A 24,173-nucleotide genomic window follows, 5' to 3' on the forward strand; every position below is an offset into this window, starting at 1 on the left:
GTCAGGGGGAGGCGGGTGCGGGGTCAGGGGGCCGCGGGTGCGAAGACGAGGGTGGTGCCGCGGCGGGTGGCGAGGACGCCGGGGAGGTCGACGCCCTTCTGGCCGTGCCAGTCGGTGACCAGCGCGGCGACCGCCAGCGTCTGCGAGCGCGAGAGCGCGACTCCGAACTCGTTCGCCACGACCAGGCGGATGATCCGCTGCCGCAGCGCCGGCGGGTCCGCCGCGAGCCCGCGCGCGTCGACCGTGACGTGCCCCGCCTCGTCCTGGCCCACCAGCTCGAGCGCCCAGTCGAGGGCGAGCGCGTCGAGCGCGTCCCCGTCCTCCCGCAGCTGCTCGGCGGTGCGCGCCAGAGCCTGCGCCACTCCCGGCCCCAGCTCGTCCTCCAGCACGGGCAGCACGCGGTTCCGCACCCGGACCCGCGAGTAGCGGGGGTCGTCGTTGTGCGGGTCGTCCCACGGCACGAGCCCCTGGTCGGAGCAGGCGAGGCGGGTCGTCTCGCGCCGCAGGCCGAGAATCGGCCGACGCAGCGGTCCGCTGACCGGCGCCATCCCGTGCAGCGAGGCCGCACCGGCTCCTCGTGCCAGGCCCAGCAGCACCGTCTCGGCCTGGTCGTCGAGGGTGTGGCCCAGGAGGATCGCGGCGGCGCCCGTCGCGGTCAGCGCGTCGTCGAAGGCGCGGTAGCGTGCACTGCGGGCGGCCGCCTCCGGACCGCCCTCGGCGGACACCGTCACCACCTCGCGCAGCACCGGCGCGAGCCCCAGCCCGTGCGCCTGCTCCGCGGCCCGCCGCGCGACCTCCGCCGACGCCTCCTGCAGCCCGTGGTCGACGATCACCGCGCCGGCCCGCCTCCCGCCCCGCGGGGCCTCGAAGGCGACCGCCGCCGCGAGCGCGAGCGAGTCCGCTCCCCCGCTCAGCGCGACCAGCACGAGCGCTCCGGGGTCGAGCCCGTCGAGGCTCTCGCGCACCGCCCGCCGCAGATCGGCGACAGCGGGGGTCAGGCGGGGGCGATCGGGCACATCAAGTAACGTAATGCCAGCGATCCGCCCCTCCCGCGCGCGCACCCGCGCGAGCGTTCCGGAGGCCGATCCGTCCGCCGATGCGCCGCTCACGGCGCCACCGACTCAAGGAGAGAGCATGGCCGCATACGACGTCGTCGTCGAGATCCCCAAGGGGAGCCGCAACAAGTACGAGGTCGACCACGAGACCGGTCGCGTCTACCTCGACCGCGTGCTCTTCACCTCCTTCGTCTACCCGACGGACTACGGGTACTTCGAGAACACCCTCGGCCTCGACGGCGACCCCGTCGACGCGCTGGTGCTGCTCGAGTACCCCGTCTTCCCGGGCGTGGGCGTCTCCGTCCGCCCGGTCGGCGTGCTCAACATGAGCGACGAGGCCGGCTCCGACGCGAAGGTGATCGTGGTCCCCGCGAAGGACCCGCGCTGGCAGCACATCCAGGACATCGGCGACGTCCCGGAGCAGACGAAGAACGAGATCAAGCACTTCTTCGAGCGCTACAAGGACCTCGAGCCCGGCAAGTGGGTCAAGGTCGACGCGTGGGGCGACGCCGCCGAGGCGGAGCAGATCGTCCAGGACGGCATCAAGAAGCTGGCCGAAGAGGGTCACTGACCCCTCGCATCGACGAAGGAACCCCCTCCCGTCGTCTCGACAGGAGGGGGTTCTCTCGTTGTGCGGTGCGGCCGCGTCTCAGGCGGCCGGGCGGCCGACCATGCCGGCGGGCGTGCCCCAGGTGTTCCAGATGCGCACGGGCTTGCCGTAGTCGGCGGCCTCGATGATCTGGTTGTTCCCGAGGTAGATGGCCACGTGGTAGTAGTCTCCGCCGCCGCCCCAGAAGATCAGGTCGCCGCGCTGGCGCTGGCTGTAGGGGACGAGCTTGCCGGCGCCGGCCATGGTGTTGTACTGGTTCGTCGCCGAATGGGTGCCGATGTAGATGCCCGAGGACGCGTACGAGGCCTTGGTGAGGCCCGAGCAGTCCCACTGGTCCGGGCCCATGCCGCCGAGGACGTACTCCTCGCCGAGCTGAGCCATCGCGTACGAGATCGCGTTCTCGACGGCGCCGCTGGTCGGCACCAGGACCGGAGCGGTCACCGGCTGCGGGAGCGGCTGAGCCGCCGGCTGGGCGACCGGCTGAGCAGCGGGCTGGGCCGGAGCAGGAGCGGGCTGCTGCTGCGCGGGCTGCGGCGCGGCGGGCTGCGGGAGGGACGCGGTCTGCCGCGACGGGGCGGCGGTGTCGGCCTGCGCCGAGGACTGCTGCTGGGCGGAGCGGGCGGTGGACTGCGCCTGAGCGGCGGCCTCCGCCTCGGCCTGCGCCTGGGCGGCGGCCTCGTCGGCCTGGCGCTTCTGCTCGCCCGCGAGGTACTGGGTCTCGGCCTCGACCGAGGAGTCCTTCAGCAGCGCGAGCTGGGCGACCAGCTCCTGCGACTTCTCCTCCTGCGCCGAGAGCGACGCGCGGGCCGACTCGGCGGCGGCGTCGGCGTCCTTGCGGGCGGCGTCGGCCTCGTCCGAGAGCGCCTGGTGCTCGGTGACGGCGCGGTCGGCCTGGTCGCCGAGCGACTCCGCGTTCTGCTTGTCGGCGAGGGCGTCGGCGTAGACCTTCTGCGACTGCTCCGAGAGCTGCGACATCGCGCCGAGCTGGTAGAGCAGGTCGCCCGCGTCCTTGCCCTTGGCCACGAGGCTGGCGGAGAGGTCGCCACCGGCGGCGCGAGAGAGGTGCGCGGCCAGCAGGCCGGCGCGCATCTTCGAGGTCTGGGCCTTGGCGGAGGCGGTGGTCGCCTTCTCCTCGAGGTCGGCGACGGCCTTCGCAGCGGCGTCGAGCGCCTCCTTGGCCTGGCGCCAGACCTCGGCCTTCTTCATCGCGGTGATCGACTTCTCGTCGACCGCGGTCTGCAGGCTCGCGATGAGGCCGGTGATCGAGTCGATCTCGGCCTGCTTGCTCGCCTCGTCCTTCTTGGCGTTCTGCACGTCGTCCCACGAGGGGTACTTCGCGTCGTCGGCGAGGGCCGGGGTGATGCCGAGGGACGCGGTGACCGCCGTGACCGCGAAGGCGGCGGAGATGACGAGCGGGAGGCGGCCCTTCCAGGCGCGCTCCCGGGGTGCCGGGGTGAAGGTGCGTGCGGTCGTCTGTGCGTCAGCCAAGGGTGACTCCTCGTTGGGCCATGAAAGGTTGGGCGTCGACGGCGGAGCCGTTGACGCGGGTCTCGAAGTGCAGGTGGCAGCCGGTGGAGGCGCCGGTCGAGCCGACGGCGGCGATCTGCTCGCCCGCCTGGACCTGCTGGCCGACGCGGACGTAGATCCCGCCGGACATGATGTGGGCGTAGCCGGTGCTGATGCCGCTGCCGTGGTCGATCAGAACCCAGTTGCCGTAGGTGCCGTTGGGGCCCGCGTAGGAGACGGTGCCGCTGTGCGCCGCGAAGATCGGGATGCCGCAGCCGCCCGCGAGGTCGGTGCCGCGGTGGTACGAGCCGGAGGATCCTCCGCCGGTCGAGATGCTGTCGCGCGGGCCGAAGGTGCCGGTGATGCGGCCTCCGGCAGGGCGGACCCAGCCGGAGTCGCTGACGGCGCTGGAGCCGCCGCCGCCCGAGGGGGCGACGTACCCGCCACCGCCACCGCTGCCGCCGCTGGATGCGGCTGCGGCCCGAGCGGCCTCGCGGCGCGCGGCCTCGGCCTGGGCGGCGGCCTGGCGGGCGGCCTCCTCCTCGGCGAGCTTCCGGAGGCGCTCGGCCTCGCGGGCGGCGACGCCGGCCTCGTACTCGGCCACGGTCTTCGACTCGGTGTCGCGGAGCGCGGCGAGCTGCTGCTCGAGCACGACGCTCTGCTCCTGCTGCTCGGCGAGCGCGGCCTCGGACGCCTCCTGAGCGGCGGTCGCCTCGGCCAGCTTCTGCTCGGCGGCGACGCGGAGGCGCTCGCGCTCCGTCTGCGCGACCTCGGCCTGGTCGGCGAGGGACGACGCGGTGTTCCGGGCGGTGCTGGCCTGCTCGTAGATCGCGGAGGAGCGCTCGACCAGCTTGGTCATGCTCCCGATCTTCGACAGCAGCTGGTCGGCCTGGCCGGCCTTCTGGTCGAGGAAGATGTTGACGGACAGGTCGGTGCCGGTGCTGCGGTAGAGCTGCGCGGCGAGCAGGCCCGCCTGCTGCGAGGCCTTGTCGGCCTCCTCGGCGCTGGCGGCGGCCCGGTCCTCGAGCTTCTTCGACTGGTCCGAGGCCTCGTCGAACGCCTGCTGAGCGGCGAAGTGCTCGTCGCCGCGCTGCTGCGCGAGCTGCTGAGCGGAGGCGACCTCGCTCTGGAGGTCGCCGATCAGGGACGTGATCCGGTCGACCTGAGCGGCAGCGGCGGCGGTGTCGCCCTTCGCCGCCTCGACGTCGGCCCACGACGGGTACTCGACCGCCTGGGCGGGAGTGGCGACGAGCAGTCCGGCGACGAGCGCGACGACGGCGGAGGCCAGGGCAGCACCTCGGAGTCGCCCGAGTCGCGGCGCGCCGGGGAGGCGGGCGGGACGCGGACGGCGCAGGGAGTGGGGCATGGGACCTCGGGGATAGGGGGCCCTCCCTCCGCGGCGGTGCGGCTCCGGCGCGCGGGTGGGGGGAAGAGCGATTCCGCCCCACCCTAACCGCGGCCCTGCCCGATCTCCTAGACCCGGGTCAACCCCGGACGGGGTGCACGCCGCCTGCGGAACCGTCGATTTTGCATCCTGCGCCGCAGCCCCCTATGCTTGCGTGTCGGTAGTCATGGGGGGTCGGCCGCAGGGTCGCCCCGCGAGTCTCCGGCCCCATCGTTTAGTGGCCTAGGACACCGCCCTTTCACGGCGGCAGCACGGGTTCGAATCCCGTTGGGGTCACGGATGGGTCGGTACTACCAGCACCACCAGAAGTACCAGCACCACCGGAAAGTGCGCCGGCTCGAGAGGGTCGGGGCGTGAAAATAGAACAGCCTCGAAGGCAGTATGCTTGTCTTCGCAACGAGGCCCTGTAGCGCAGTTGGTTAGCGTGCCGCCCTGTCACGGCGGAGGTCGCGGGTTCAAGTCCCGTCAGGGTCGCAAAGAGGCCCTTCCGAGAGGAAGGGCCTTTTTCAGGAGATCACCTCTCCAGCGACATCACGTCGCAACGGCTCTGTAGCTCAGTTGGTAGAGCGCACGACTGAAAATCGTGAGGTCACGGGATCGACGCCCGTCGGAGCCACTGGAACCCTCGCCTAGCTTCTACATGGCGAGGGTTTCTTCGTACCCGGAGGTCCCCGCCGCCGCGATCCGCCGCACATCCCTCCCGTTCCGGCCCGCGCCGAGCAGTGACGGCAGCCCGGATCCCGTCCAGGCGGTCTGCGTAGGCTGGCCCGGCCATGCAACCCGACGCCTTCCCGCCGCCCGATCCCGCGACGCTCGCGCCCGACTCCGCTGCGGCGCCGTCGTGGCCGGCCGAGCCCCTCGCCTCGGTCCACGCGCCCTACTCCTCCCTCCTCTACCTGCCCGATCCTCGGGTCCGCTGGGGCCTGCCGACCGCCGTGCTCACGATCGTCGGGATCGTCCTGCCGCTGGCCGTGCTCATCCTGCTGTTCGGGTTCGGCGTGCTCCCCTACTCCGCCGGACTCGCCTTCGCGGGGGCGCTCGCGAGCTATCTCGTCGCGCTGATCGTCCCGTTCGCGGCGTCTCGGCTGCGCGGGCTGGGCACGATGGCGGCCGACTTCGGGCTGCGGTTCCGCTGGATCGACGTGCCCCTCGGGATCGGGCTCGGCATCGCGGTGCGCGTCGTGATCCTGTTCGTGCTCGCCGCGTTCGCTCCGCTCCTCCAGGACGCGCAGGGGAACCTCGACATCGACCCCGATCCGCTGTGGTTCGTGCTGAGCTCGGTCCTCATCCCCGTCGTCGTCGCGCCGCTGGTCGAGGAGGTCCTCTGCCGCGGCGTCGTGATGCGCGCGGTGCGGAACCGGATGCTCCGGGGCTCGGCGGAGTCGGCGCCGCCCACCCGCGGCCGCCGGGTCTGGGCGATGGCGTTCAGCATCCTGGCGTCCACGGCGGTCTTCGCCCTGCTGCACGGGCACCAGATGGTGAACCCGGCGACGATCGTGACGCTCGGCGTGACGACGGTCACCGCGGGACTCGCGCACGGCTGGATCGCGACGATCACCGGGCGGCTCGGAGCGGCGATCGTCTCGCACGCGACGCTGAACGGCTCCGCGGTGCTGCTGCTGGCGCTGCTGCCGCTGCTGACTCCGTAAGGGGGGATCTCGAGACGCCCGCTGCGCGGGCTGCTCGATCGGCAGGAGTCGGAGCGGCCCGATCGGCGGCGTGGGGCGGCCCGTCAGACGTCGTAGGTGCGCGCCCCGGGCAGCGGGCCGCGGACCTGGCGGTGGAGGCGCTCCATGTCGGCGTCGAGGGTGGCGGCGGTGCGGGCCGCGTCGGCGAGGCCGTCGAGGAGCTCCTGCGGGACCTGGCGGTCGTACTTGTAGTAGATCTTGTGCTCCAGGCTCGCCCAGAAGTCCATCGCGATGGTCCGGAACTGCACCTCGACGCAGACGTCGACCGATCCGCCGGAGAGGAACACCGGCACCTCGACGATCGCGTGCAGGCTCTTGTAGCCGTTCTCCTTCGGCTCGGCGATGTAGTCCTTCACCTCGAGCACCGTCACGTCGGACTGCGAGGTGAGCAGGTCGAAGACGCGGTAGACGTCCGAGACGAAGCTGCAGGTGATCCGCACGCCGGCGATGTCGGTGATCGCGTCGGCGATGCCCTCGAAGGTCGTCTCGCAGCCCTTGCGCTCGATCTTCTCGATCAGGCTGTCGGCCGACTTGAGCCGGCTGGTGACGTGCTCGATCGGGTTGTACTCCTGCAGCTCGCGGAACTCCTCCTGCAGGATCGACACCTTCGTGACGATCTCGTCCATCCCGAACTTGTACTGGAGCATGAAGCGCGCGAAGTCGTCGCGCAGAGCGCGGATCTCGGCGACGGTGGTGGCGTCGAGCGCTTCGGCGACGGCATCCGTCAGCGGAGGGACGGCGTGCGCGGGTTCGGGGATGCGGGATTCCACAGTCGGACACCCTACGCGCGGAGTCGTTCGAGACCGGTGGGAGGCGCCCGGCCTAGCCTGGGAGCGTGATCACCGAGCCCCGCCCGCTGCGCTTCTGCGCGTTCGTCATGAACACCGCCTCCCACATCCAGCACGGCCTCTGGCGCCACCCCGACGCCCGGCAGCACGAGTTCGACGACGTGCAGCTCTGGATCGACCTCGCCCGGACGCTGGAGCGCGGCCGCTTCGACGCGATGTTCTTCGCCGACGTGGCGGGGCTCTACGGTCCGGCGGACGGCGACTGGGACGTCAACGCCCGCGAGGGGCTGCAGCTGCCCAGCAACGACCCGTCGGTGCTGCTCTCGGCCCTGGCGGTGAGCACCGAGCACCTCGGCTTCGCGTTCACGAGCTCGGTGCTGCAGTCGCATCCGTTCGACTTCGCCCGGAAGGTCTCGACCCTCGACCACCTCTCGAAGGGGCGGATCGCCTGGAACATCGTCACCAGCGCCCTCGACGGCGCGGCCCGCAACTTCGGCTACGACCGGCTCGAGGAGCACGACGAGCGCTACGCCTGGGCGCAGGAGTACCTCGACGTGGTCTACAAGCTGTGGGAGGGCTCGTGGGACGACGGCGCGCTCCTGCGCGACAAGAGCGGCTCCTTCGCCGACCCGGCGCGCATCCACCGCATCGACCACGTCGGGAAGCGCTACCGCGTGCAGGGGCCGCACCTCTCGGCTCCGTCGCCGCAACGCACCCCCGTGCTCTTCCAGGCCGGCTCCTCCCCCGCGGGCCGGCGCTTCGCCGCGCGGAACGCGGAGGCGCAGTTCGTGTTCTCGGGGTCGCCGGAGAAGACCCGCGAGCTGATCGAGGACACGCGGGCCCTCGCCGCGGCGGCCGGTCGCGGAGCGGGTGCGCCCTCCTTCTACCTGGGGCTCTCCTTCATCACCGGCGACACGGAGGAGGAGGCGCGACGCGCTGAGCGCGAGATCGACGAGTACCTCTCCTCCGACGCCTTTCTCGTGCACTCGAACCTCGGCTTCGACCCGGCGACGGGCGAGAAGCTCGACCCCGACCTGCCGCTCTCGGCGATCGAGACCTACGCCGGCCAGAGCCACCTGCAGTGGATCCGGGACGCCTCCCCCGACCGCGAGCCGACCGTCCGCGATCTGGCCCGGCTCTCGGCGAAGCTGCGCGGACGGGTCGTCGGCACTCCCGAGCAGATCGCCGACCACCTGGCGGGCTGGCGCGACGCGGGGATCGACGGGATCAACGTCGTCAACTGGATCCTGCCCGGCAGCTACGAGGAGTTCGTCGACCGGGTGATGCCGGTGCTCCAGGAGCGGGGCCTCGCGCAGACCGAGTACGCCGAGGGGACGCTGCGCCGCAAGCTGTTCGGGACGGACGAGCTGCCGGCGACGCACCCGGCGCGGGCGTACCGCGGGGCGTTCGCGGGCTGAGCCGTCGCGGGCCGGGCTCTGCGCGTCCGCTGCCCCTGCACCGGCTGCCCGCCCCGCCCCGCGCCCTCCGTCGGGCGGGGGACGCGAGGGCGGGTGCGGCTCCGTAGCGTCGAGGGATGATCCAGACCTGGGGAGTCCTGACCGCGCTGTACGGAGTCGTCGTGACGGCGGTCGCGGTGCTCGCGATCGTGCTGCTGGTGCTGCTGTGCCGCCTGGTGCTCGCCGCGCGCGAGAACCTGCAGGCCTCGACGCGGCTGCGTGAGCTGCAGATCGAGCGGATGCTGCTCGAGGACGAGTAGCGGGCCGCGCGTCGCCGGCCGCGACCAGGTCTCCTCAGCGAGGAGCACTCGCGGCCGACGACGCGCGGTCCGGTCAGGGCAGAGCGGGTCGCGCCTCAGGGCGGGGCGCCCGCGGGATGAGCAGGCCGAGGGCGACGGCGACCAGCGCTCCGATCGCGCCGATCACGAACGTGGTCTCGAAGCCCTGCGAGCTCGGCAGCTGCACGTCGCCGACGGACACGGTCAGCTGCGCGAGCACGCCCGCGGTCACGGCGGAGGAGAGCGTCGTGCCGAGGGTGCGCATCAGCGAGTTCAGCCCGTTCGCGGCGGCGGTCTCCGAGGCGGGGACGGCGTGCATGATGAGCGTCGGCATCGCGGCGTAGGCGAGGCCCAGGCCGACACCGATGAGGGCGTTGATCACCAGGATCTGCCACACCTCGCCGCCGAACGGGAGGATCAGCAGGTACGAGACCGCGATCAGCCCGGAGCCGGCGATCAGCACGAGCCGCGGCCCGGACTGCGCCGAGAGGCGGGCGGCGAGAGGGGACGTCGCCATCATCGCCAGGCCCGAGGGCGCAAGCACGAGGCTCGCCACGATCAGGCTCAGGCCGAAGCCGACGCCCGACGCGGCCGGCAGCTCGAGGCGCTGCGGCAGCGTGATCTGGGCGCCGAAGAACGCGAAGCCGACCGCCACCGAGGCGAGGTTGGTGAAGAGCACGGCGGGGCGGGCGGCCACCCGGAGGTCGACGAGCGGGCTCTCCTGCCGCAGCTCGTACCAGCCCCAGAGGAGCAGGACGGCGATGCCGCCGAGGCCGGAGCCGAGGATCGCGGGGCTCGTCCAGCCGGAGTCGTTGCCGCGCGAGACGGCGATCAGCACGCCGCTCAGTCCGAGGGCGAGGCCGATCGTGCCGACCACGTCGAAGGTGCCGGGCGAGCGCAGCGTCGACACCGGCACGACCAGGAGGACGAGGACGATGTCGAGGACGCCGAGGCCCGCGGACATCCAGAACAGGACGTGCCAGTCGGTGTTCTGCGCGATGAGGGCGCTGAGCGGCAGGCCGAGCGCGCCGCCGATGCCGAGGGTCGCGCTGACCAGGGCGATCGCGCCGGGGAGCCGGTCGCGGTGGAGGGTGTCGCGGAGGATCGAGATGCCGAGCGGGATGACGCCCATCACCGCGCCCTGGAGGGCCCGGCCCACGACCAGCGTCCACACGTCGCCCGCGAAGGCGCACACGATCGAGCCGATCACGAGGACGACCAGCGCGGCCACAGCCATCCGCCGCTTGCCGTAGAGGTCGCCGAGGCGGCCCGAGACCGGGGTGAGGATGCAGGCGCTCAGCAGCGTCGCGGTGATCACCCACGCGGTCTCGGTGCGGTCGGCGCCGAGCAGCGTCGGCAGCTCGGACTGGATCGGGACGACCAGCGTCTGCATGAAGGAGGCGCTCATGCCCGCGAAGGCGAGGACGGCGGTGATGAGGCGCGGGTCCGGCGAGCGGGTCAGGGAACGTCTGTCGGAGTCGGGCACGGCGGTCCTTCGTGTCGGCGGCGGACGCGCACCCGGACCGCGGCGGCGGGCGGGCCGTCGTCGGCGGGATCGTATCGCTCGGCTCTGCTTTCGACCGGCTCGGGGCTCAACAGCGCGGGCCGCCGCTTTGTTCCCTCCTCCTCCTTCCCGCGCGCGTCGGGCAGGACGAGGATGGGCGGATGATCGACATCGAGAGCTGGATCACCGGCTACGAGAAGGCCTGGGCCACGGACGACGCGGCGGACGTGGCCGCACTGTTCACCGAGGACGCCGAGTACTTCACGGCGCCGCACCGCGACGCGATCACTCCGCGCGACGCGATCGTCGAGTGGTGGCGGGCGGAGGAGGAGCCCGCCGACCCGACGTTCGCGTGGGGCCTGGTCGCACTGACGGAGGAGACCGCGGTGGTGGAGGGGCGCACCGTCTACCCGGGCGACCGCACCTACCTGAACCTCTGGGTCATCCGCTTCGCCCCCGACGGGCGGGCGCGCTCGTTCACCGAGTGGTACATGGAGGAGCCGGCCGACTCCGTGTCCTGACCCGCGCGGGTCCCCAGGAGCGGCGAGGAGCCCTCAGCGGCGCCCGGTCAGAGCTGCGCGGCCGCGAAGGTGTCGCAGCTGGTGGCGTCGCCCTCGAAGCCGGCCTGGAACCAGCGCTGCCGCTGCTCGGCCGAGCCGTGCGTCCATCCCTCCGGATCGACGGTGCCGGTGGCCTGCTCCTGGATGCGGTCGTCGCCGACGGCGGCCGCGGCGCCGAGCGCGTCCTGGTACTCCTGCGCCGTCACCGGCTTGAGGTAGGGCGTGCCGGTCTCGTCGGGCACCGTCGAGGCGTCGCCCACCCAGGCTCCGGCGAAGCAGTCGGCCTGCAGCTCGAGGCGCACCGAGTCCGACTCGGGGCCGGTGCCGGAGCGGTCCGCCGACTCCATCGCGCCGGTCAGGTTCTGGATGTGGTGGCCCCACTCGTGGGCGAGGATGTACATCTGCGCGAGCGATCCGCCCGAGGTGTCGAACCGGGTGCGCAGCTCGTCGAAGAAGTCGGTGTCGAGGTAGATCGTCCGGTCCGGCGGGCAGTAGAACGGGCCGACCGCGGCGGTCGCGCTCCCGCAGCCGGTGGTGGTGCTGTCCTCGAACAGGTCGACGCCGGTCGGGGTCGTGTAGGCGACTCCGAGGGTCGGCGTCTGCTCGCCCCAGTAGCGGTCGAGCGACTCGGCCGCACCCTCGAGGCGGCAGTCGACCTGCGTGTTCGCGTCGGCGCCGCTGTCGCAGGCCACCGCGGTGGAGGTGACGCCCTCCGGCGAGGACCCGCCTCCGCCGAACACCTCGCCGAGGCCCGAGAGGTTCACGCCGAGCAGCTGCGAGAGCAGCGCGAGCACGACCACGCCCACCGCGCCCCCGCCGACGGCGATGCCGGTGGTGCGGCCGCGGCGGCGGACCTTGCCGCCGCTGAGCTGGGAGTCGTCGTTGAAGGTCATGCCGACGAAGCTAGCGCTCCGCGGACGGGCTCCGCTCGGGCTTGCGGTCAGCCCCAGCGCGACTCGCTGGCCGAGCGGATGATCTCGAGCAGTGCCTCGCGCAGGGGGCCGTGCTCGAGCGAGCCCGGGAACATGTCGACCTCGAGGCGGTGCGCCCGGCGCCAGGCCTCGCCGCCCGCGTCGGTGAGCGCGACGAGCTGCCGGCGGCGGTCCGACGGATCCGTGGTGCGCGAGACGTGGCCCTCGCGCTCGAGGCGCTCGATGGTGCGCGACATGGTCTGCACCTCGACGTGGGCCGCGGCGGCCAGCTCCTTCTGCGCGACGGGACCCGCCTGCAGGAGGTGCAGCACGATCAGGCCGGCGTGGGTGAGGCCGATCTCGGCGAGGGCGCCGTGCCAGGCGTGCTCGACCATCCGGGAGGCGGTGGAGAGCAGCCGGCCGGTGGGCCAGTCCTCCATACCGGAGGCGTCGTCCGCGCGCATCTGATCAGGGTAGACCCGCTCCCGGGACACGACGGCACCGGGCGCGGGACGCTCAGGCACGGGCGCCCGGGCATCCCGGCCTCAGGCGCGGACCGCCCCGCCCGTCAGGACGCGAAGCGGTCCGTCGCCTCGATCAGCGCGTCGAGGATCCCCGGCTCATCGAAGGCGTGGCCCGCGTCGGCGATCATCCGGAAGTCGGCCTCGGGCCAGGCCCGGTGCAGGTCCCAGGCGGTGAAGGCCGGGGTGCACATGTCGTAGCGGCCCTGCACGATGACGGCCGGGATGTCGCGGAGGACGCCGGCGTCGCGGATCAGCTGCCCCTCCTCCAGCCAGCCCCTGTGCACGAAGAAGTGGTTCTCGATGCGGGCGAAGGCGAGCGCGAAGACGGGATCGGACCAGTCCGCGATCAGCTCCGGCTTCTGCAGGAGGGTGATGGTCGACGCCTCCCAGGTGGTCCAGGCGACACCGGCGGGGCCGTGCACGGCGGGGTCCGCGTCGTGGAGCAGGCGGTAGTACGCCTCGATGAGGCTGCCCCGCTCGCCGGCCGGGACGACGGAGGTGTAGCCCTCCCAGAGGTCCGGGTAGACCGCGGCGGCGCCGCCCTCGTAGAACCACTCGAGCTCGGCGCGGCGGAGGGTGAAGATCCCGCGGAGGACGATCTCGCTGACCCGCTCGGGGTGGGTCTCGGCGTAGGCGAGGGCGAGGGTCGAGCCCCAGGAGCCGCCGAGCACGAGCCAGCGCTCGACGCCGAGGTGCTCGCGGAGGCGCTCGATGTCGGCGACCAGGTACCAGGTGGTGTTGGTCGAGAGGTCGGCCTCCGGCTCGCCGGCGTGCGGGGTGGAGCGGCCGCACATCCGCTGGTCGAACAGCACGATGCGGTACTTCTCGGGGTCGAACAGCCGGCGGTGGGCGGGCGAGGTGCCGGCTCCGGGGCCGCCGTGCAGGAACACGACGGGCTTGCCCTCGGGGTTGCCCGAGACCTCCCAGTAGAGCGAGTGGCCGTCGCCGACGTCGAGCATGCCGGAGTCGTGGGGCTCGATCTCGGGGTACAGAGTGCGCATGGCCCGCACCCTACCGACTGTCAGGGTCGCGGTCCGCGAGGCGGGCGGTCCGTTACCGGAGAGGGCGGGAGCGCCCGCGTCCACCCGGCGCACCCGCATCCCGCGGTCGTTACTGTGGAGCGGACCTGCACGCCCCCGTCGAAGGAGCCCCCATGCCCACCACTGTGCGCGGCGTCATCGCCCGGTCGAAGGGCGCTCCCGTGGAGCTCGTCGACATCGTCGTCCCCGATCCGGGCCCGGGCGAGGCCGTGGTCGACATCGAGACCTGCGGTGTCTGCCACACCGACTTCCACTACCGCGAGGGCGGGATCAGCGACGACTTCCCCTTCCTCCTCGGTCACGAGGCGGCCGGGCGGGTCAGCGCGATCGGAGAGGGAGTCACCCACGTCGCGGTCGGCGACTTCGTGGTCCTCAACTGGCGCGCGGTCTGCGGCGAGTGCCGGGCCTGCACCCGGGCCGAGCCCTGGTACTGCTTCGACACCTTCAACGCGACGCAGCGGATGACCCTGGAGGACGGCACCGAGCTCAGCCCCGCCCTCGGGATCGGCGCCTTCGCCGAGAAGACCCTCGTGCACGCCAAGCAGTGCACGAAGGTCGATCCGGAGGCGGACCCCGCCGCGGTGGGCCTGCTCGGCTGCGGGATCATGGCGGGCCTCGGCGCGGCGATGAACACCGGGAACGTGACGCGCGGCGACTCCGTCGCGGTCATCGGCTGCGGAGGAGTCGGCACGGCCGCCGTGGTCGGCGCCGCTCTCGCGGGCGCCGGCACGGTCATCGCGATCGACCGGGACCCCAAGAAGCTGGTCGCGGCCGAGAAGCTCGGCGCCACGCACGTCATCGACTCCAGCGGCCTCGACGAGGCGGGCGTCGTCGCGGCGGTGCAGGCTCTGACGAACGGCTTCGGAGCGGACGTCGTCATCGACGCCGTGGGCCGCCCCGAGACCTGGCGCCAGGCGTTCTACGCCCGCGACCTCGCCGGGACCGTGGTGCTGGTCGGGGTGCCGACTCCCGAGATGACGCTCGAGATCCCCCTGCTCGACGTCTTCGGCCGCGGCGGCTCGCTGAAGTCGAGCTGGTACGGCGACTGCCTGCCGGAGAGGGACTTCCCGATGCTGACCGGCCTCTACCTCCAGGGCCGCCTGCCCCTGGACGAGTTCGTGAGCGAGCGGATCGGGATCGAGGACATCGAGGAGGCCTTCGCCACGATGGCCGGCGGCGACGTGCTCCGCTCGGTGGTGGTGCTCTGATGGGCGCGCGGATCGAGCAGCTCGTCACGAGCGGCACCTTCAGCCTCGACGGCGGCACCTGGGACGTCGACAACAACGTCTGGATCGTCGGCGACGACTCCGAGTGCGTCGTCATCGACGCGGCCCATGACGCGGACGCGATCCTCGCGGCCGTCGGCGAGCGCCGGCTCCTCGCCGTGCTGCTGACCCACGGGCACGACGACCACCTCGACGCGGTCGAGGGAGTCCGCGCTGCGACCGGCGCCCCGGTGCTGCTCCACGAGGCCGACCGGATGCTGTGGGACGCCGTGCACCCCGGCACGGCCCCGAGCGGCGCCCTGGTCGACGGGCGGATCGTGCCCGTCGCCGGCGTCGAGCTCGAGGTGCGGCACACCCCGGGCCACACCCCCGGCGCCGTCTGCTTCGTCGCCGAGGCGCTCGGCTCGGTGTTCACCGGCGACACGCTCTTCCAGGGCGGGCCGGGAGCCACCGGCCGCTCCTACAGCGACTTCCCGACGATCATCGACTCGATCACGGAGCGCCTGCTGACGCTGCCCGCCGCGACGGTCGTCCGGACCGGCCACGGCGACTCGACCACGATCGGAGCGGAGGCGCCGCACCGCGAGGAGTGGATCGCGCGCGGGCACTGACCGGGCGGGGCCGGCGCAGAGGCTGCCGGCCCTCCCGCTTCGGCGTTCTGCTCGCCCGGATGTCCGACGGGTGTGGGAGTTTCGCAACCGATGATCGTGCTCCCTTGTTACCGTGAACAATCGCCGGTACCGTGCGAAGACCACACCGCTGGCGGGATCCCCTGTCCGCCCGCCGGTTCGCTGCAGAACCCGAGAGGACACGTCGACGATGACGTCACGACCCCCGGGCGGAGGCAGGCGCTCGCGCCTGCTCGCCGCCACCCTCGCCGCCTCCGCGACGATCGCCCTCGCCGCCGGCGCCGCCGTGCCGGTCGCCGTCGCCGCGACAGCGGCGACCACTCCCGCGCAGAGCCTGCTCGCGGACTTCACCTTCGACACCGCCCCGAGCGGAGGCGCCTTCACCGACAGGTCGACCCGCGCCGCCGTGAAGGGGACGCCGACCCTCGTCGCCGGGCGCACCGGGCAGGGCAGCGCCGTCTCGCTGTCGTCCTCGTTCTGGCTCGACCTCACCGCGACCGACGGGCAGCCGCTGCTGAAGGGTCGCGACTCCGTCACTCTGTCGTACGACTCCAAGCCCGCCGCCGCGGACAACGTCGGCTGGTCGGTCTTCGCCGCTCGCTCGGCCGCGACCCAGGACTACGCCCAGGAGAAGTACGTCGGCGTCCTCGACAGGACGAACGGCCTCACCGTCGAGCGCTACGCCAACAGCGGCGCCCGCGACTCCTCGGGCAACCTCACCGGCCCGAGCAGCACGGAGTGGAAGCACGTCGATCTCGTGCTGAGCGGCGGCACCGCCCGCCTCTACGTCGACGCGAAGCCCGTGGCCGTCACGACGGCCGGCCCCTCGCTCGCGACGGTCCTCGGATCGACCGGCGGAGTCCTGCAGATCGGCAAGGCCAACTGGGGCGGCGGGGAGTACTTCACCGGACTCCTCGACAATCTGCGCATCTACGACCGCGCCCTGACCGGGGCCGAGCTGGGCGCGACGAGCAGTCCCGTGGCGACCGACCTGCGCGCCGCCCTCGACGTCCCCACGACCGTGCTCGGCGACCTGCCCGCGCAGGTCCTCGGGAACACCGTGACGTGGACCGCCTCCGGCGCCGGCGCCGCGCGCGTCTCCTCCACCGGCGCCGTGAACCTCTCGGGCCTCACCGCTCCCGTCGCCGTCCGCCTCCAGGCAGCCGTCGCCGGGCAGACCTACGCGTGGGACAGCACCCTCGCTGTGCCCGGCGGGCGCATCGCCACCTCCGTCAAGACCGTCACCACGACGAACGGCGTGAAGGACGACCCGCTGGCGTACAACGACGACCGTCGCGCGGACTCGCTCTTCACGGCCGCACTGCCCGCCGGCGCGACCACCTGGGAGCCGCTGAACCGCTCGCAGTCGATCCTCTCCGTCCTCAGGGACGGCGATCAGGCGCAGCGCCCGAACGCCCAGATGGGCTCGCCGCTGCTGTTCCGCTCGAAGGACGGCTCGCTCGGCGCGGTCTCGTCGCAGAACAACGCCACGGACTCCGTCTACCTCTGGAGCTCCGCCGACGGCCGCACGTTCCGCGACCAGCGCGTCCTCCGGGTCGCGCCGGGCTCGGTCGTGACCGACCCGCGGATCGTCTTCGACTCCGCCCTCGGCGTCTACAAGCTGTTCTGGACCGATCTGCTCACCACCGAGGGCCGCGTGACGCTGTTCACGGACCTCGCCTCCGGCACCGCTCCCGGAGCGACCACCCGCGCCGACGCCCGCGTCCCCGGTGTCCAGGGCTCGGGTCTCCCCGCCGGGTTCACCCAGGGCCAGGCCGGCGAGACGGCGCTGACCTCGACCGAGTTCGGCACGTTCTACCGCGAGTACGTCGACCTGAAGAACACCGGTGTGAAGTCGCTCAGCGGCTCCGTCGACTCCGGCGCCGGATCCGCTGCGATCGCCGCCGCGCTCCCGGGGCAGGCCGTGATGGAGTACAACGACGGCTCGACCAAGTCGCTCAACGTCGACTGGCAGGACGATCTGACCACCGCCGTCGACACCTCGCGTCCCGGGACCTACCGGGTCACCGGCTCCGTCCAGCAGGACCCCGAGGCGATGGTCAACGAGGCCCGCGCGGATCCGCACGTCTTCTTCAACGAGGACGACGGCTACTACTACCTCACGGGCTCGCACTACGGTCAGGACTCGCTCGGCCCGATCGAGGAGAGCTCCAGCTACCGCAAGATCGGCCTCAAGCGCTCGAAGACCATCGCCGGTCTCGACTCCGCTCCCGAGCAGATCGTGATCGACCCCGACGCCGGCACGCCCGGTCGCCAGAGCCAGTACCCGAACACCTTCTACGGCTGGGGCGGATACATCTGGGCGCAGGAGTTCCACAAGATCAACGGCACCTGGTGGATCGTCGCCGGCATGAACAAGGGCTACGCGCCTGTGGGCGGCTGGTGCGACAACACCGTCCTGATCCCCTACACCGGGACCGACGCCTCGATCGCCGAGGGCGGATTCCTCGACCAGACGAAGTGGGGCGAGCCGGTCGTCCTCGAGGGCGCGGCCTTCGACGTCAGCTACATCGAGCGCCAGGAGAACGGCGCCGCCCAGGGCTACTGGGTCCTGCCCAACGGCGGCACGCTCTCGCTCGCCAAGGCGACCATGGGGCCCAAGGGCACCGTCCCGCTGATCTCCGGTGCAGTCAGCCGCATCTACGGCGAGAGCCAGCCGTGGGAGTCGGGCAAGCGCTCGCCGACCCCGTCCGACACCACCGAGGGAAGCGACCAGGGCATCGTCGAGGCGCCGTTCATCGTGTCGAAGGGGGGACGCCTGTACCTCACCTACTCGGGTGGAACGGTCGACAAGTACTACTCGCTCGGCCTGCTCACGGCCGACGCGAGCGCCGACCTCCTCAACCCCGCGACGTGGACGCAGACCGCGTTCCCCGTGCTGGACACCGAGGACACCTACCTGGGCCGCCTCGGCGCCGACGAGACGCAGTACTTCTCGCGCCAGCAGGCCGGCACCGGGCACAACTCGTTCGTCGAGGACGAGTCGGGCAACCTGCTCCTCGCCTACCACGCCCGCCCCTACCCGGACCCGCACACGGCGACCGACCCGCAGAACGCGGGCGGCCTGTTCGACTCGGACCGCAACACCTGGTTCAAGGGCGTCAACATCCGCGCGAGCGGCCGACTCGACCTCTCCCTCTCGAAGGAGCAGGAGGTGGCCTCGGCCAACCGCACCGTCACGGCGACGATCACCGTGAAGGCGCCGGCTGTGCCCGTCACCGCCACCGCCGCGGCTCGCTGCGTCGCGGGCAAGGTGGTGGTCACCCTGACCACCGTCAACAGGGCCGCGGCGACCGCCGACCTCCGCTGGAGCACCCTGTGGGGCGCGAAGACGCAGCAGATCGACGCGGGCCGGACCGCCTCGCTGGCCGTGACCACGCGGGCCGCCTCGGTCACCGCCGGGACCGTCCAGGGAGTCGCCACCGTCGGCAGTGCCTCCGCTCCCGTGAGCGCCGCCTACCCGGCGCTCCGCTGCGGATGACCTGACCCGCTTCCGCGAACGACGACGCCCGGCCGTCCCTCACACGAGGGCGGCCGGGCGTCGTCGTTCCGTTCTGCGGTGATGTGCCGAACGACCGGGTCGCGACCCTCGATGATCTCTCGGCGGTGCCGCCGGCATCGCGGGAGGAGACCCACCGGATGAAGCGGCAGCGTCGCACGACCGCACGGTTGCGATCCACGAGTCACTCCTCATCGGGGGGGGGAGGTCGTCGCTCGACGAGGTACGGGGTGTCGTGAATCGGACTCGAATGGGCGAGCCGATCTGTCGCTTCTGCACGAACCGGCCCGCCCCTTCGGCATCGTCTCACTGGACGAGGGCGTCCTCCGCCTCGTCCCAGGCGCGGTCGAGGTCCTCCTTCCTCCCTCGGATGAGGAGGAATCCGATGGCGACGGGCGAGAACGCCGTGACCGCGACGGTCAGGGCGAGGTTCGCGAGCCCGGCCCCAGCGGTCCCGTTCCGAGAACGATCTGGAAGTGGAACGCGAGAGAGAGGACGGCCCCGATCAGGACGGCGCCGTCGGCGGCATGAATCAGGATCGCGCCACCTCGCGCACGACGCAGGGTGAAGGGGCGGCAACGGCCGGCGTGGAGTCGCCGGAGCCCTGAGCGGCGACTGGTGCTCCGCGGGGGCGTCGTCACGGGCGAGCCGTGCCTGAGCGCGCGCCGGCGGCGAGCTCGCACAGCTCGTCGGGATTCGCGTCGGCAGTGCCTCCGGCTGCGGTCGGCCTCGTGATCCTGAGCGGGTGTGACGCGGTCACGAGCGAGGGGACCGCGAGGCCGGGACCTGCCTGCGACCCGGCGCGTCGGATCCCCGGATCGACGCCGAACAGACTCGACGCGCCCGCGCAGGCGCTCGGCTCGTCAGCGGGACAGCAGCGCGACGTGGATCTCCTCGGCGAGGAGGTCCAGTGCTCTGGCGTGGGACGCCAGGAAGGCCCGGCCGTCGCGCGTGATCGAGAAGCGCTCGATGCGCTGCAGTGCGGTCCTCCTGCCTCTCTCCAGGAGCACCAGGCCCCGGCGGGAGAGCCGGAGGAGCCGCTTGCGCACCTCGAGGACCTCGACACGGTCGCCGGAGCGGAGGTCGAGGACTGCTCGCAGGCGGGTCTCGTCGCGGTTCTCTCCGGTCGCGAGCGCGATCAGGATGAAGACGTCGATGCTGCAGTCGAGCCCGCAGGCTCCGCAGCGGTTCGTGCACCGCGCAGAGCGTGCCAGGGACACGAGGAATCGATCGAGGCGCATCACGGGTATCTCCTGGGGAACGGCGGTCTCCTGCTGCATCGGGAGGAAGGGGCTGGGCCGGTCACCGCCGGCGCGCGTCCGGGAGTCGCCTCAGGAGAGCTCCACGCATCAGCGATCGGCCCGGACAGCAGAATCCGGCCCGATCACCACCCCGGTCTGCAGCCGGTGGTGAGGTCGGCTCGGCGGGATCGTCGGGCGACCAGGGCCGTGGACCCACCCGTACCGCTCAGGTGGACTCAGGAGAGAGGGAGGGCGTTGCCGTTGATCAGCAGGAGGTCGTGTCCTCCGACGGCAGCTGCGCTGCCGGCCGCTCCGTCGTCCTTCTCCTCGGTGAGGGTGTGCGACTGCGCGACCTTCGTCAGCACGGGCCCGATGGTCGGGACCGTCCCGGTTCTCACTCTGTGGTGCATCTCGTCGGTCGTCCTTCTGAGGTGGCGGCACTGCAGGGCGGCGCAGTGCCGGTCGGGGGCGGGGCGACGAGGGAGCGGGCGATCGTGGCGCCCGCTCCCTCACCGTCTCAGCGGCAGCTGCGCGCCGGGTAGTCGACGCTCGTCTGCGTGCTGACCGTCTTCCCGTCGACGACGGCCTTTCCTGTCGCGGCCACCGACCCCGCGGGGATCGAGACCGCTCGGGTGGTGACGGCGCTCGACGCGGACGATCCCGGAGCGACTCCGGTCACGGTCTTCGAGCCGAAGGCGGTGACGGTCGTGATGTCCATGATCGAGCGGCTGTCGTTCTTCACCACAGTGGTCAGGACGACCTTCCCGCTGACGCAGCGGGTCGACGCCGTGGCGGTCAGGGTCAGGGGCGACGTGACGGTGACCTTGGCGGTCACAGTCCGGTTCGCGGGTGCGACCTCCTCCGTCGGCGTCAGGTCGAAGACCGGCCGGCCGTCGGCGGCGTAGTGGATGCGGGCGAGACGGGTGTCGCGGCCGTCACCCCCGACTCCGTTGCCCCAGGTGTGGTAGACGTACACGTCGTTGCCGTCCTCGTCCTGGGTGACGGCTCCGTGGCCGGGACCCTGCTCGTAGGTGCGGTAGTCGAGGACGCCGTCGGGCAGGGGGACGCTCTGCAGGAGCGGGGCGTCGTACTTGGTCCAGCTCGCGATGTCGGTCAGGTCACTGCCCTCCTTCGCCCAGGCGCCGCCCACGATGTACTTCGGGCTGACGCCGCTGCTGGAGTAGACGAGCGTGATCCTCCCGTCGCGCTGGATCGCGAACGCTCCCTCGGACAGGTGGTCCTCGAACGTCAGCGAGGGCACGATGATCGGGGTCGGCTCGCCGATGACGCGGGTGGGGTTCGCGGGATCGACCTTGGCGATCCAGGTCGCCGGGTCGCTCACTCCGTTGTCGACGTAGCGCTGGGACCAGGCGTAGTACGCAGTTCCACCGGACTCGAAGTAGGTCATGTCGAGGCTGATGTTGCGTCCCGTGCCGGGGCGTCCGAGGGCGCTTCCATCGCTCTTCACGACAGCGCGCGGCGCGCTCCAGTCGGAGGGGTTCGCGGGGTCTCCGCCGTCGCGCAGCTGCATGATGTGCGCCTGCACCGTGAACCACTGACCGTTCTGGTTCGACTGGTCGTTGTCCGGGTTGAAGCACGGGGCGAACAGGATGGAGAGCTTGCCGCCGATCTCGTGGATCTCGGGGGCCCAGTAGCAGCCCGCGATCACCTTGCCCTCGGCGGTGCGGTCCATCCGCGTGGTGCGGTTGAGGAGGTCCACCTCACGGGCCCGTCCGCCGTTGTCGTCGCTGAGCTGGTCGATGCTGTCGGCGACCCGGATCGGCAGGTGCTGCGAGGCGACGTTGTTGTTGTTCGTGTCGTCCGTGGCGGTGAAGAGGTACTGCGTCTTCCCGTTGCGCTCGTAGCGGTGGATCGTCGGATCCGCGCGGTTGTAGGCGAACGGCTCGTTGTACTGCCGCTGGCGGACGGTCCCGGAGAGGTCGTACGTTCCCGGGCCCTTCGCAGCGAGGTCGGCGAGCTGCTGCTGGTTCCAGTCGATGCCGAGGCTGCCGGTCGAGCCGTCGTTGTAGGAGAGCTGCGCCTTCACTCCGGACAGGGCGGAGGTGTCGCCCTGATCGATCGTCTGCGGTGCGACCGAGGATCCGGTGTTGACCGTGCGGCCGAACCTCTTCACGAGCGAGTCGGCGACGGAGCCGGAGACCGTCAGCGCGCCGCCCGGCAGAGCGTCGGCGACGCGGCCCGGGACTCCGGAGAGGTCGGGAGCGGCGACGGTGGCGGGGCTTCCACCGAGGACCGCACCGCGGTTCCCGTCGGTCACGACGACGCTGCGACGGCCGCCGTCCTTCGGCCAGAACGCCTGCGCGCGGAGCTCGGTGCGGGCGAGGTCCGTGACGGTCGTGTACTTCGCCGCCCCGGAGGAGTCCGTCCAGGAGACGAGGTAGCGGTTCTGGTCCGTGTCGAAGACGGCCTTCGGCGCGACGACGCCGCCGGTGGTGCCGAGGTCGATGAGGCCGAGCTCGGTGAAGTCGGACGCGGTGGCGTCCGTGGCCTTGAAGATCAGAGCGCTCGAGGCCCCGGTGCCGTCGGACGCGCCCGACTGCAGGACGCGCGTGGCGATCACGCCGACGGTGCCGTCGGCGAAGGTGAACAGCGAGGGGTTCGCGAGGCCGCGGTTGTCGGCCTTGTCGGTTCCGAGGAAGACCCCGTCGGCGAAGAGGACTCCTGAGTTGCCCGAGAGCGGTGCCGCGTCGGCGACGGACGAGCCGAGTGCCAGGTGGAGGCCGCGGGCGATCGTGTCCTGGTTCGCCTTGTCCTCGCCGGTCGGCGTCCGGGTGTACGACACCACGGTCTTCGCCGTAGAGGCGCTGAGGACGGTGGTGCGGAAGGTCTTCGTCAGCGTGGTGGCGCCGACCTTCACGGAGGCGGTGAGCGCGAGTGCCCGGTCGGTCGCCGAGTCGTTCACGAGGCGGCCGCCGGACAGGCCGGCACCGTCCGCGCTCCACGACACGGTGTAGCCGGCGACCGTGGGAAGAGCGGTTCCGGAGGCGACGGTCGGCGGGACGACGAGGGCGGTGCGCAGGCGCGCCGTGGCGTCGGCCTCGGTGTCCGCGGCGACGGTGACACTGCGCGCGGTGCCGGTGGCGGCGGATCCGGCGAAGGTCGCGGTCGGGGTCAGGGTCACGGTGGCGTTCGCCGATCCGGGTGCCGGGCGGCGCACGGAGCCGTCGGTGCCGATCACCGCGGGGTCGCTGCTCGCCCAGGTGAGGACGGAGCCGCCCGCGCCGCGGGTCGGCAGGGGGAGGTCGCTGGTGACGGGTCCGGTGACGGCGATGGTCGCCGCGGCGGCGTCCGATGCGGCGATCGCGGCGGCGGCCGGAGCCGCGTCCTCGCGCACCTGGTCCTGGGTCAGGGCGGAGGAGTAGACGTGCACGTCGTCCATCGCCCCGGCGAAGAGGGGGTCGGGGCCGTAGAACGACTTGCCGAGGAGGCCGGAGAAGGCGGAGGTGCCGACAGTCGCCGCTCCGGTCGCGGAGGTCGGGGTGGTCTGGGCGAGCCGGCCGTCGACGTAGGTCGAGACGCTGACGCCGCTGCGCAGGACCACGGCGACGTGGCTCCAGCGACCGGTGGCGGCGGGACCGGAGTCGGCCGCACGCTGCTCCGAGCCGTTCTTCACGGCGCCGATCAGGTTGCCTCCGCACTGGGGCGTGGTGAAGAGGTACCGCTCGGTCGACTGCCCGAGCGCGTACGCCCAGCTGCAGCTCTGGTTCCCCTCCCAGCGCAGCCAGGCCGACATGGTCACATCGGTGGTGGCCGCCGTGGTCAGTCCGGGCGCGATCTCGGCGTAGGCGGCGGAGCTGCCCGCGGCACCGCCGGGGAGGCGCAGTGCGCGGTCGGTGCCGCCGCGCGGACCGGCGACGGTCGTCGCTCCGGTCCCGCGCACGGTGGCGGAGCGGCCGGCAGCGGAGTCGGTCAGGGTCGTGCCCGCGCCCACGGCGGAGCCGACAGCGGCGGACGAGGAGAAGTCGTAGGAGAGGACCGGGCTGGGCACCGCGGCCTGTGCGGGTGCCGCGCCGAGCGCAGCCCCTCCCGCTGTCAGGCTCGCGGCGACCAGGAGGGCCGTCGTGCGTCGGAACCGCATTGTTCGTCTACTTCCGTGGGAGAGGTGGATCCGGGGAGAACGGACACGGGGTCCGTGCTTCCTGCTCCGGTGGCCGGAGGCCCCGGAGCGAGAGGAGATCAGGGGAGGGGCGACTCGGAGCCGCCCCTCCCC

At 72.2% G+C, this 24,173-nt stretch carries 19 protein-coding genes and 3 tRNA genes; 11 read left to right on the forward strand and 11 right to left on the reverse strand.

From position 1 onward, the window contains the following. Nucleotides 1-23: 23 nt before the first annotated feature. On the reverse strand, nt 24-1,016 hold the full coding sequence (gene tilS, locus C5C39_RS13770; RefSeq protein WP_104272967.1) for a tRNA lysidine(34) synthetase TilS: 993 nt from the start codon (nt 1,014-1,016) through the stop codon (nt 24-26). A gap of 118 nt (nt 1,017-1,134) precedes the next feature. Between tilS and ppa the strand changes: the two genes are divergently transcribed. Continuing rightward, nucleotides 1,135-1,626, forward strand: coding sequence for an inorganic diphosphatase (gene ppa / locus C5C39_RS13775; protein WP_068255683.1), 492 nt, complete (start codon nt 1,135-1,137; stop codon nt 1,624-1,626). Between the two features lie 78 nt (nt 1,627-1,704). Here the strand turns inward: ppa and C5C39_RS13780 are convergent, their stop codons facing one another. Both C5C39_RS13780 and C5C39_RS13785 read right to left on the reverse strand, forming a co-directional pair. Continuing rightward, nucleotides 1,705-3,153, reverse strand: a complete 1,449-nt coding sequence (locus C5C39_RS13780) for an NlpC/P60 family protein (protein WP_258075841.1) — start codon at nt 3,151-3,153, stop codon at nt 1,705-1,707. Beyond that, nucleotides 3,146-4,537 carry a peptidoglycan DD-metalloendopeptidase family protein gene (locus C5C39_RS13785; RefSeq protein WP_104291751.1) on the reverse strand — a complete coding sequence of 464 codons (1,392 nt, stop codon included), beginning with the start codon at nt 4,535-4,537 and terminating at the stop codon, nt 3,146-3,148. The genes C5C39_RS13780 and C5C39_RS13785 overlap by 8 nt, the downstream gene beginning before the upstream one ends. Before the next feature lie 242 nt (nt 4,538-4,779). On the opposite strand from C5C39_RS13785, the gene C5C39_RS13790 reads away from it, so the two are divergent. From C5C39_RS13790 to C5C39_RS13805, 4 genes are all read left to right on the forward strand, one after another. Then, a tRNA-Glu gene (locus C5C39_RS13790) sits at nt 4,780-4,852 on the forward strand. 124 nt (nt 4,853-4,976) lie between these two features. Further along, nucleotides 4,977-5,050, forward strand: a tRNA-Asp gene (locus tag C5C39_RS13795). A 69-nt stretch (nt 5,051-5,119) separates the two neighbouring features. After that, nucleotides 5,120-5,192, forward strand: a tRNA-Phe gene (locus C5C39_RS13800). 157 nt (nt 5,193-5,349) lie between these two features. Continuing rightward, nucleotides 5,350-6,225, forward strand: coding sequence for a CPBP family intramembrane glutamic endopeptidase (locus tag C5C39_RS13805; RefSeq protein WP_104353641.1), 876 nt, complete (start codon nt 5,350-5,352; stop codon nt 6,223-6,225). 83 nt (nt 6,226-6,308) lie between these two features. Here the strand turns inward: C5C39_RS13805 and C5C39_RS13810 are convergent, their stop codons facing one another. Further along, nucleotides 6,309-6,911 (reverse strand): GTP pyrophosphokinase family protein, encoded by a 603-nt coding sequence (locus tag C5C39_RS13810; RefSeq protein WP_104234325.1) that lies wholly within the window; start codon nt 6,909-6,911, stop codon nt 6,309-6,311. Nucleotides 6,912-7,141: 230 nt separating this feature from the next. On the opposite strand from C5C39_RS13810, the gene C5C39_RS13815 reads away from it, so the two are divergent. Both C5C39_RS13815 and C5C39_RS13820 read left to right on the forward strand, forming a co-directional pair. After that, a complete protein-coding gene (locus C5C39_RS13815) occupies nt 7,142-8,470 on the forward strand; it encodes an NtaA/DmoA family FMN-dependent monooxygenase (RefSeq protein WP_374953130.1) in 1,329 nt (442 codons plus the stop codon). Nucleotides 8,471-8,586: 116 nt separating this feature from the next. Then, nucleotides 8,587-8,769 (forward strand): hypothetical protein, encoded by a 183-nt coding sequence (locus tag C5C39_RS13820; protein WP_104224402.1) that lies wholly within the window; start codon nt 8,587-8,589, stop codon nt 8,767-8,769. Between the two features lie 73 nt (nt 8,770-8,842). Here the strand turns inward: C5C39_RS13820 and C5C39_RS13825 are convergent, their stop codons facing one another. Continuing rightward, nucleotides 8,843-10,273: an MFS transporter gene (locus tag C5C39_RS13825; protein ID WP_244230520.1), complete on the reverse strand. Its 1,431-nt coding sequence runs from the start codon at nt 10,271-10,273 to the stop codon at nt 8,843-8,845. A gap of 179 nt (nt 10,274-10,452) precedes the next feature. Between C5C39_RS13825 and C5C39_RS13830 the strand changes: the two genes are divergently transcribed. Then, nucleotides 10,453-10,812: a nuclear transport factor 2 family protein gene (locus C5C39_RS13830; protein ID WP_104353642.1), complete on the forward strand. Its 360-nt coding sequence runs from the start codon at nt 10,453-10,455 to the stop codon at nt 10,810-10,812. Nucleotides 10,813-10,859: 47 nt separating this feature from the next. On the opposite strand, the gene C5C39_RS13835 is transcribed toward C5C39_RS13830, so the two are convergent. From C5C39_RS13835 to pip, 3 genes are all read right to left on the reverse strand, one after another. After that, nucleotides 10,860-11,744 (reverse strand): neutral zinc metallopeptidase, encoded by an 885-nt coding sequence (locus tag C5C39_RS13835; RefSeq protein WP_104224400.1) that lies wholly within the window; start codon nt 11,742-11,744, stop codon nt 10,860-10,862. A gap of 47 nt (nt 11,745-11,791) precedes the next feature. Beyond that, nucleotides 11,792-12,226, reverse strand: a complete 435-nt coding sequence (locus C5C39_RS13840; protein WP_104224399.1) for a MarR family winged helix-turn-helix transcriptional regulator — start codon at nt 12,224-12,226, stop codon at nt 11,792-11,794. A 104-nt stretch (nt 12,227-12,330) separates the two neighbouring features. Beyond that, nucleotides 12,331-13,287 (reverse strand): prolyl aminopeptidase, encoded by a 957-nt coding sequence (gene pip, locus C5C39_RS13845; protein WP_104226020.1) that lies wholly within the window; start codon nt 13,285-13,287, stop codon nt 12,331-12,333. Between the two features lie 152 nt (nt 13,288-13,439). Between pip and C5C39_RS13850 the strand changes: the two genes are divergently transcribed. The 3 genes from C5C39_RS13850 (at nt 13,440) to C5C39_RS13860 (ending at nt 18,683) form a co-directional block, all read left to right on the forward strand. Continuing rightward, a complete protein-coding gene (locus tag C5C39_RS13850; protein WP_104226021.1) occupies nt 13,440-14,534 on the forward strand; it encodes an S-(hydroxymethyl)mycothiol dehydrogenase in 1,095 nt (364 codons plus the stop codon). Then, nucleotides 14,534-15,163, forward strand: coding sequence for an MBL fold metallo-hydrolase (locus C5C39_RS13855; RefSeq protein WP_104353643.1), 630 nt, complete (start codon nt 14,534-14,536; stop codon nt 15,161-15,163). Before C5C39_RS13850 ends, C5C39_RS13855 begins: the two co-directional genes overlap by 1 nt. 208 nt (nt 15,164-15,371) lie before the next feature. Continuing rightward, nucleotides 15,372-18,683 (forward strand): family 43 glycosylhydrolase, encoded by a 3,312-nt coding sequence (locus C5C39_RS13860; RefSeq protein WP_104353644.1) that lies wholly within the window; start codon nt 15,372-15,374, stop codon nt 18,681-18,683. Between the two features lie 881 nt (nt 18,684-19,564). Here C5C39_RS13860 and C5C39_RS13865 read toward each other — a convergent pair. From C5C39_RS13865 to C5C39_RS13870, 3 genes are all read right to left on the reverse strand, one after another. Continuing rightward, on the reverse strand, nt 19,565-19,945 hold the full coding sequence (locus C5C39_RS13865) for a hypothetical protein (RefSeq protein WP_104249689.1): 381 nt from the start codon (nt 19,943-19,945) through the stop codon (nt 19,565-19,567). A 233-nt stretch (nt 19,946-20,178) separates the two neighbouring features. Further along, nucleotides 20,179-20,340: a hypothetical protein gene (locus tag C5C39_RS17615; RefSeq protein ID WP_181067898.1), complete on the reverse strand. Its 162-nt coding sequence runs from the start codon at nt 20,338-20,340 to the stop codon at nt 20,179-20,181. A gap of 119 nt (nt 20,341-20,459) precedes the next feature. Next, nucleotides 20,460-24,041 (reverse strand): family 43 glycosylhydrolase, encoded by a 3,582-nt coding sequence (locus C5C39_RS13870; protein ID WP_104353645.1) that lies wholly within the window; start codon nt 24,039-24,041, stop codon nt 20,460-20,462. Nucleotides 24,042-24,173: the final 132 nt, after the last annotated feature.

The sequence above is a fragment of the Rathayibacter sp. AY1F3 genome (assembly GCF_002931975.1).
In the GTDB taxonomy this organism is placed as follows: domain Bacteria; phylum Actinomycetota; class Actinomycetes; order Actinomycetales; family Microbacteriaceae; genus Rathayibacter.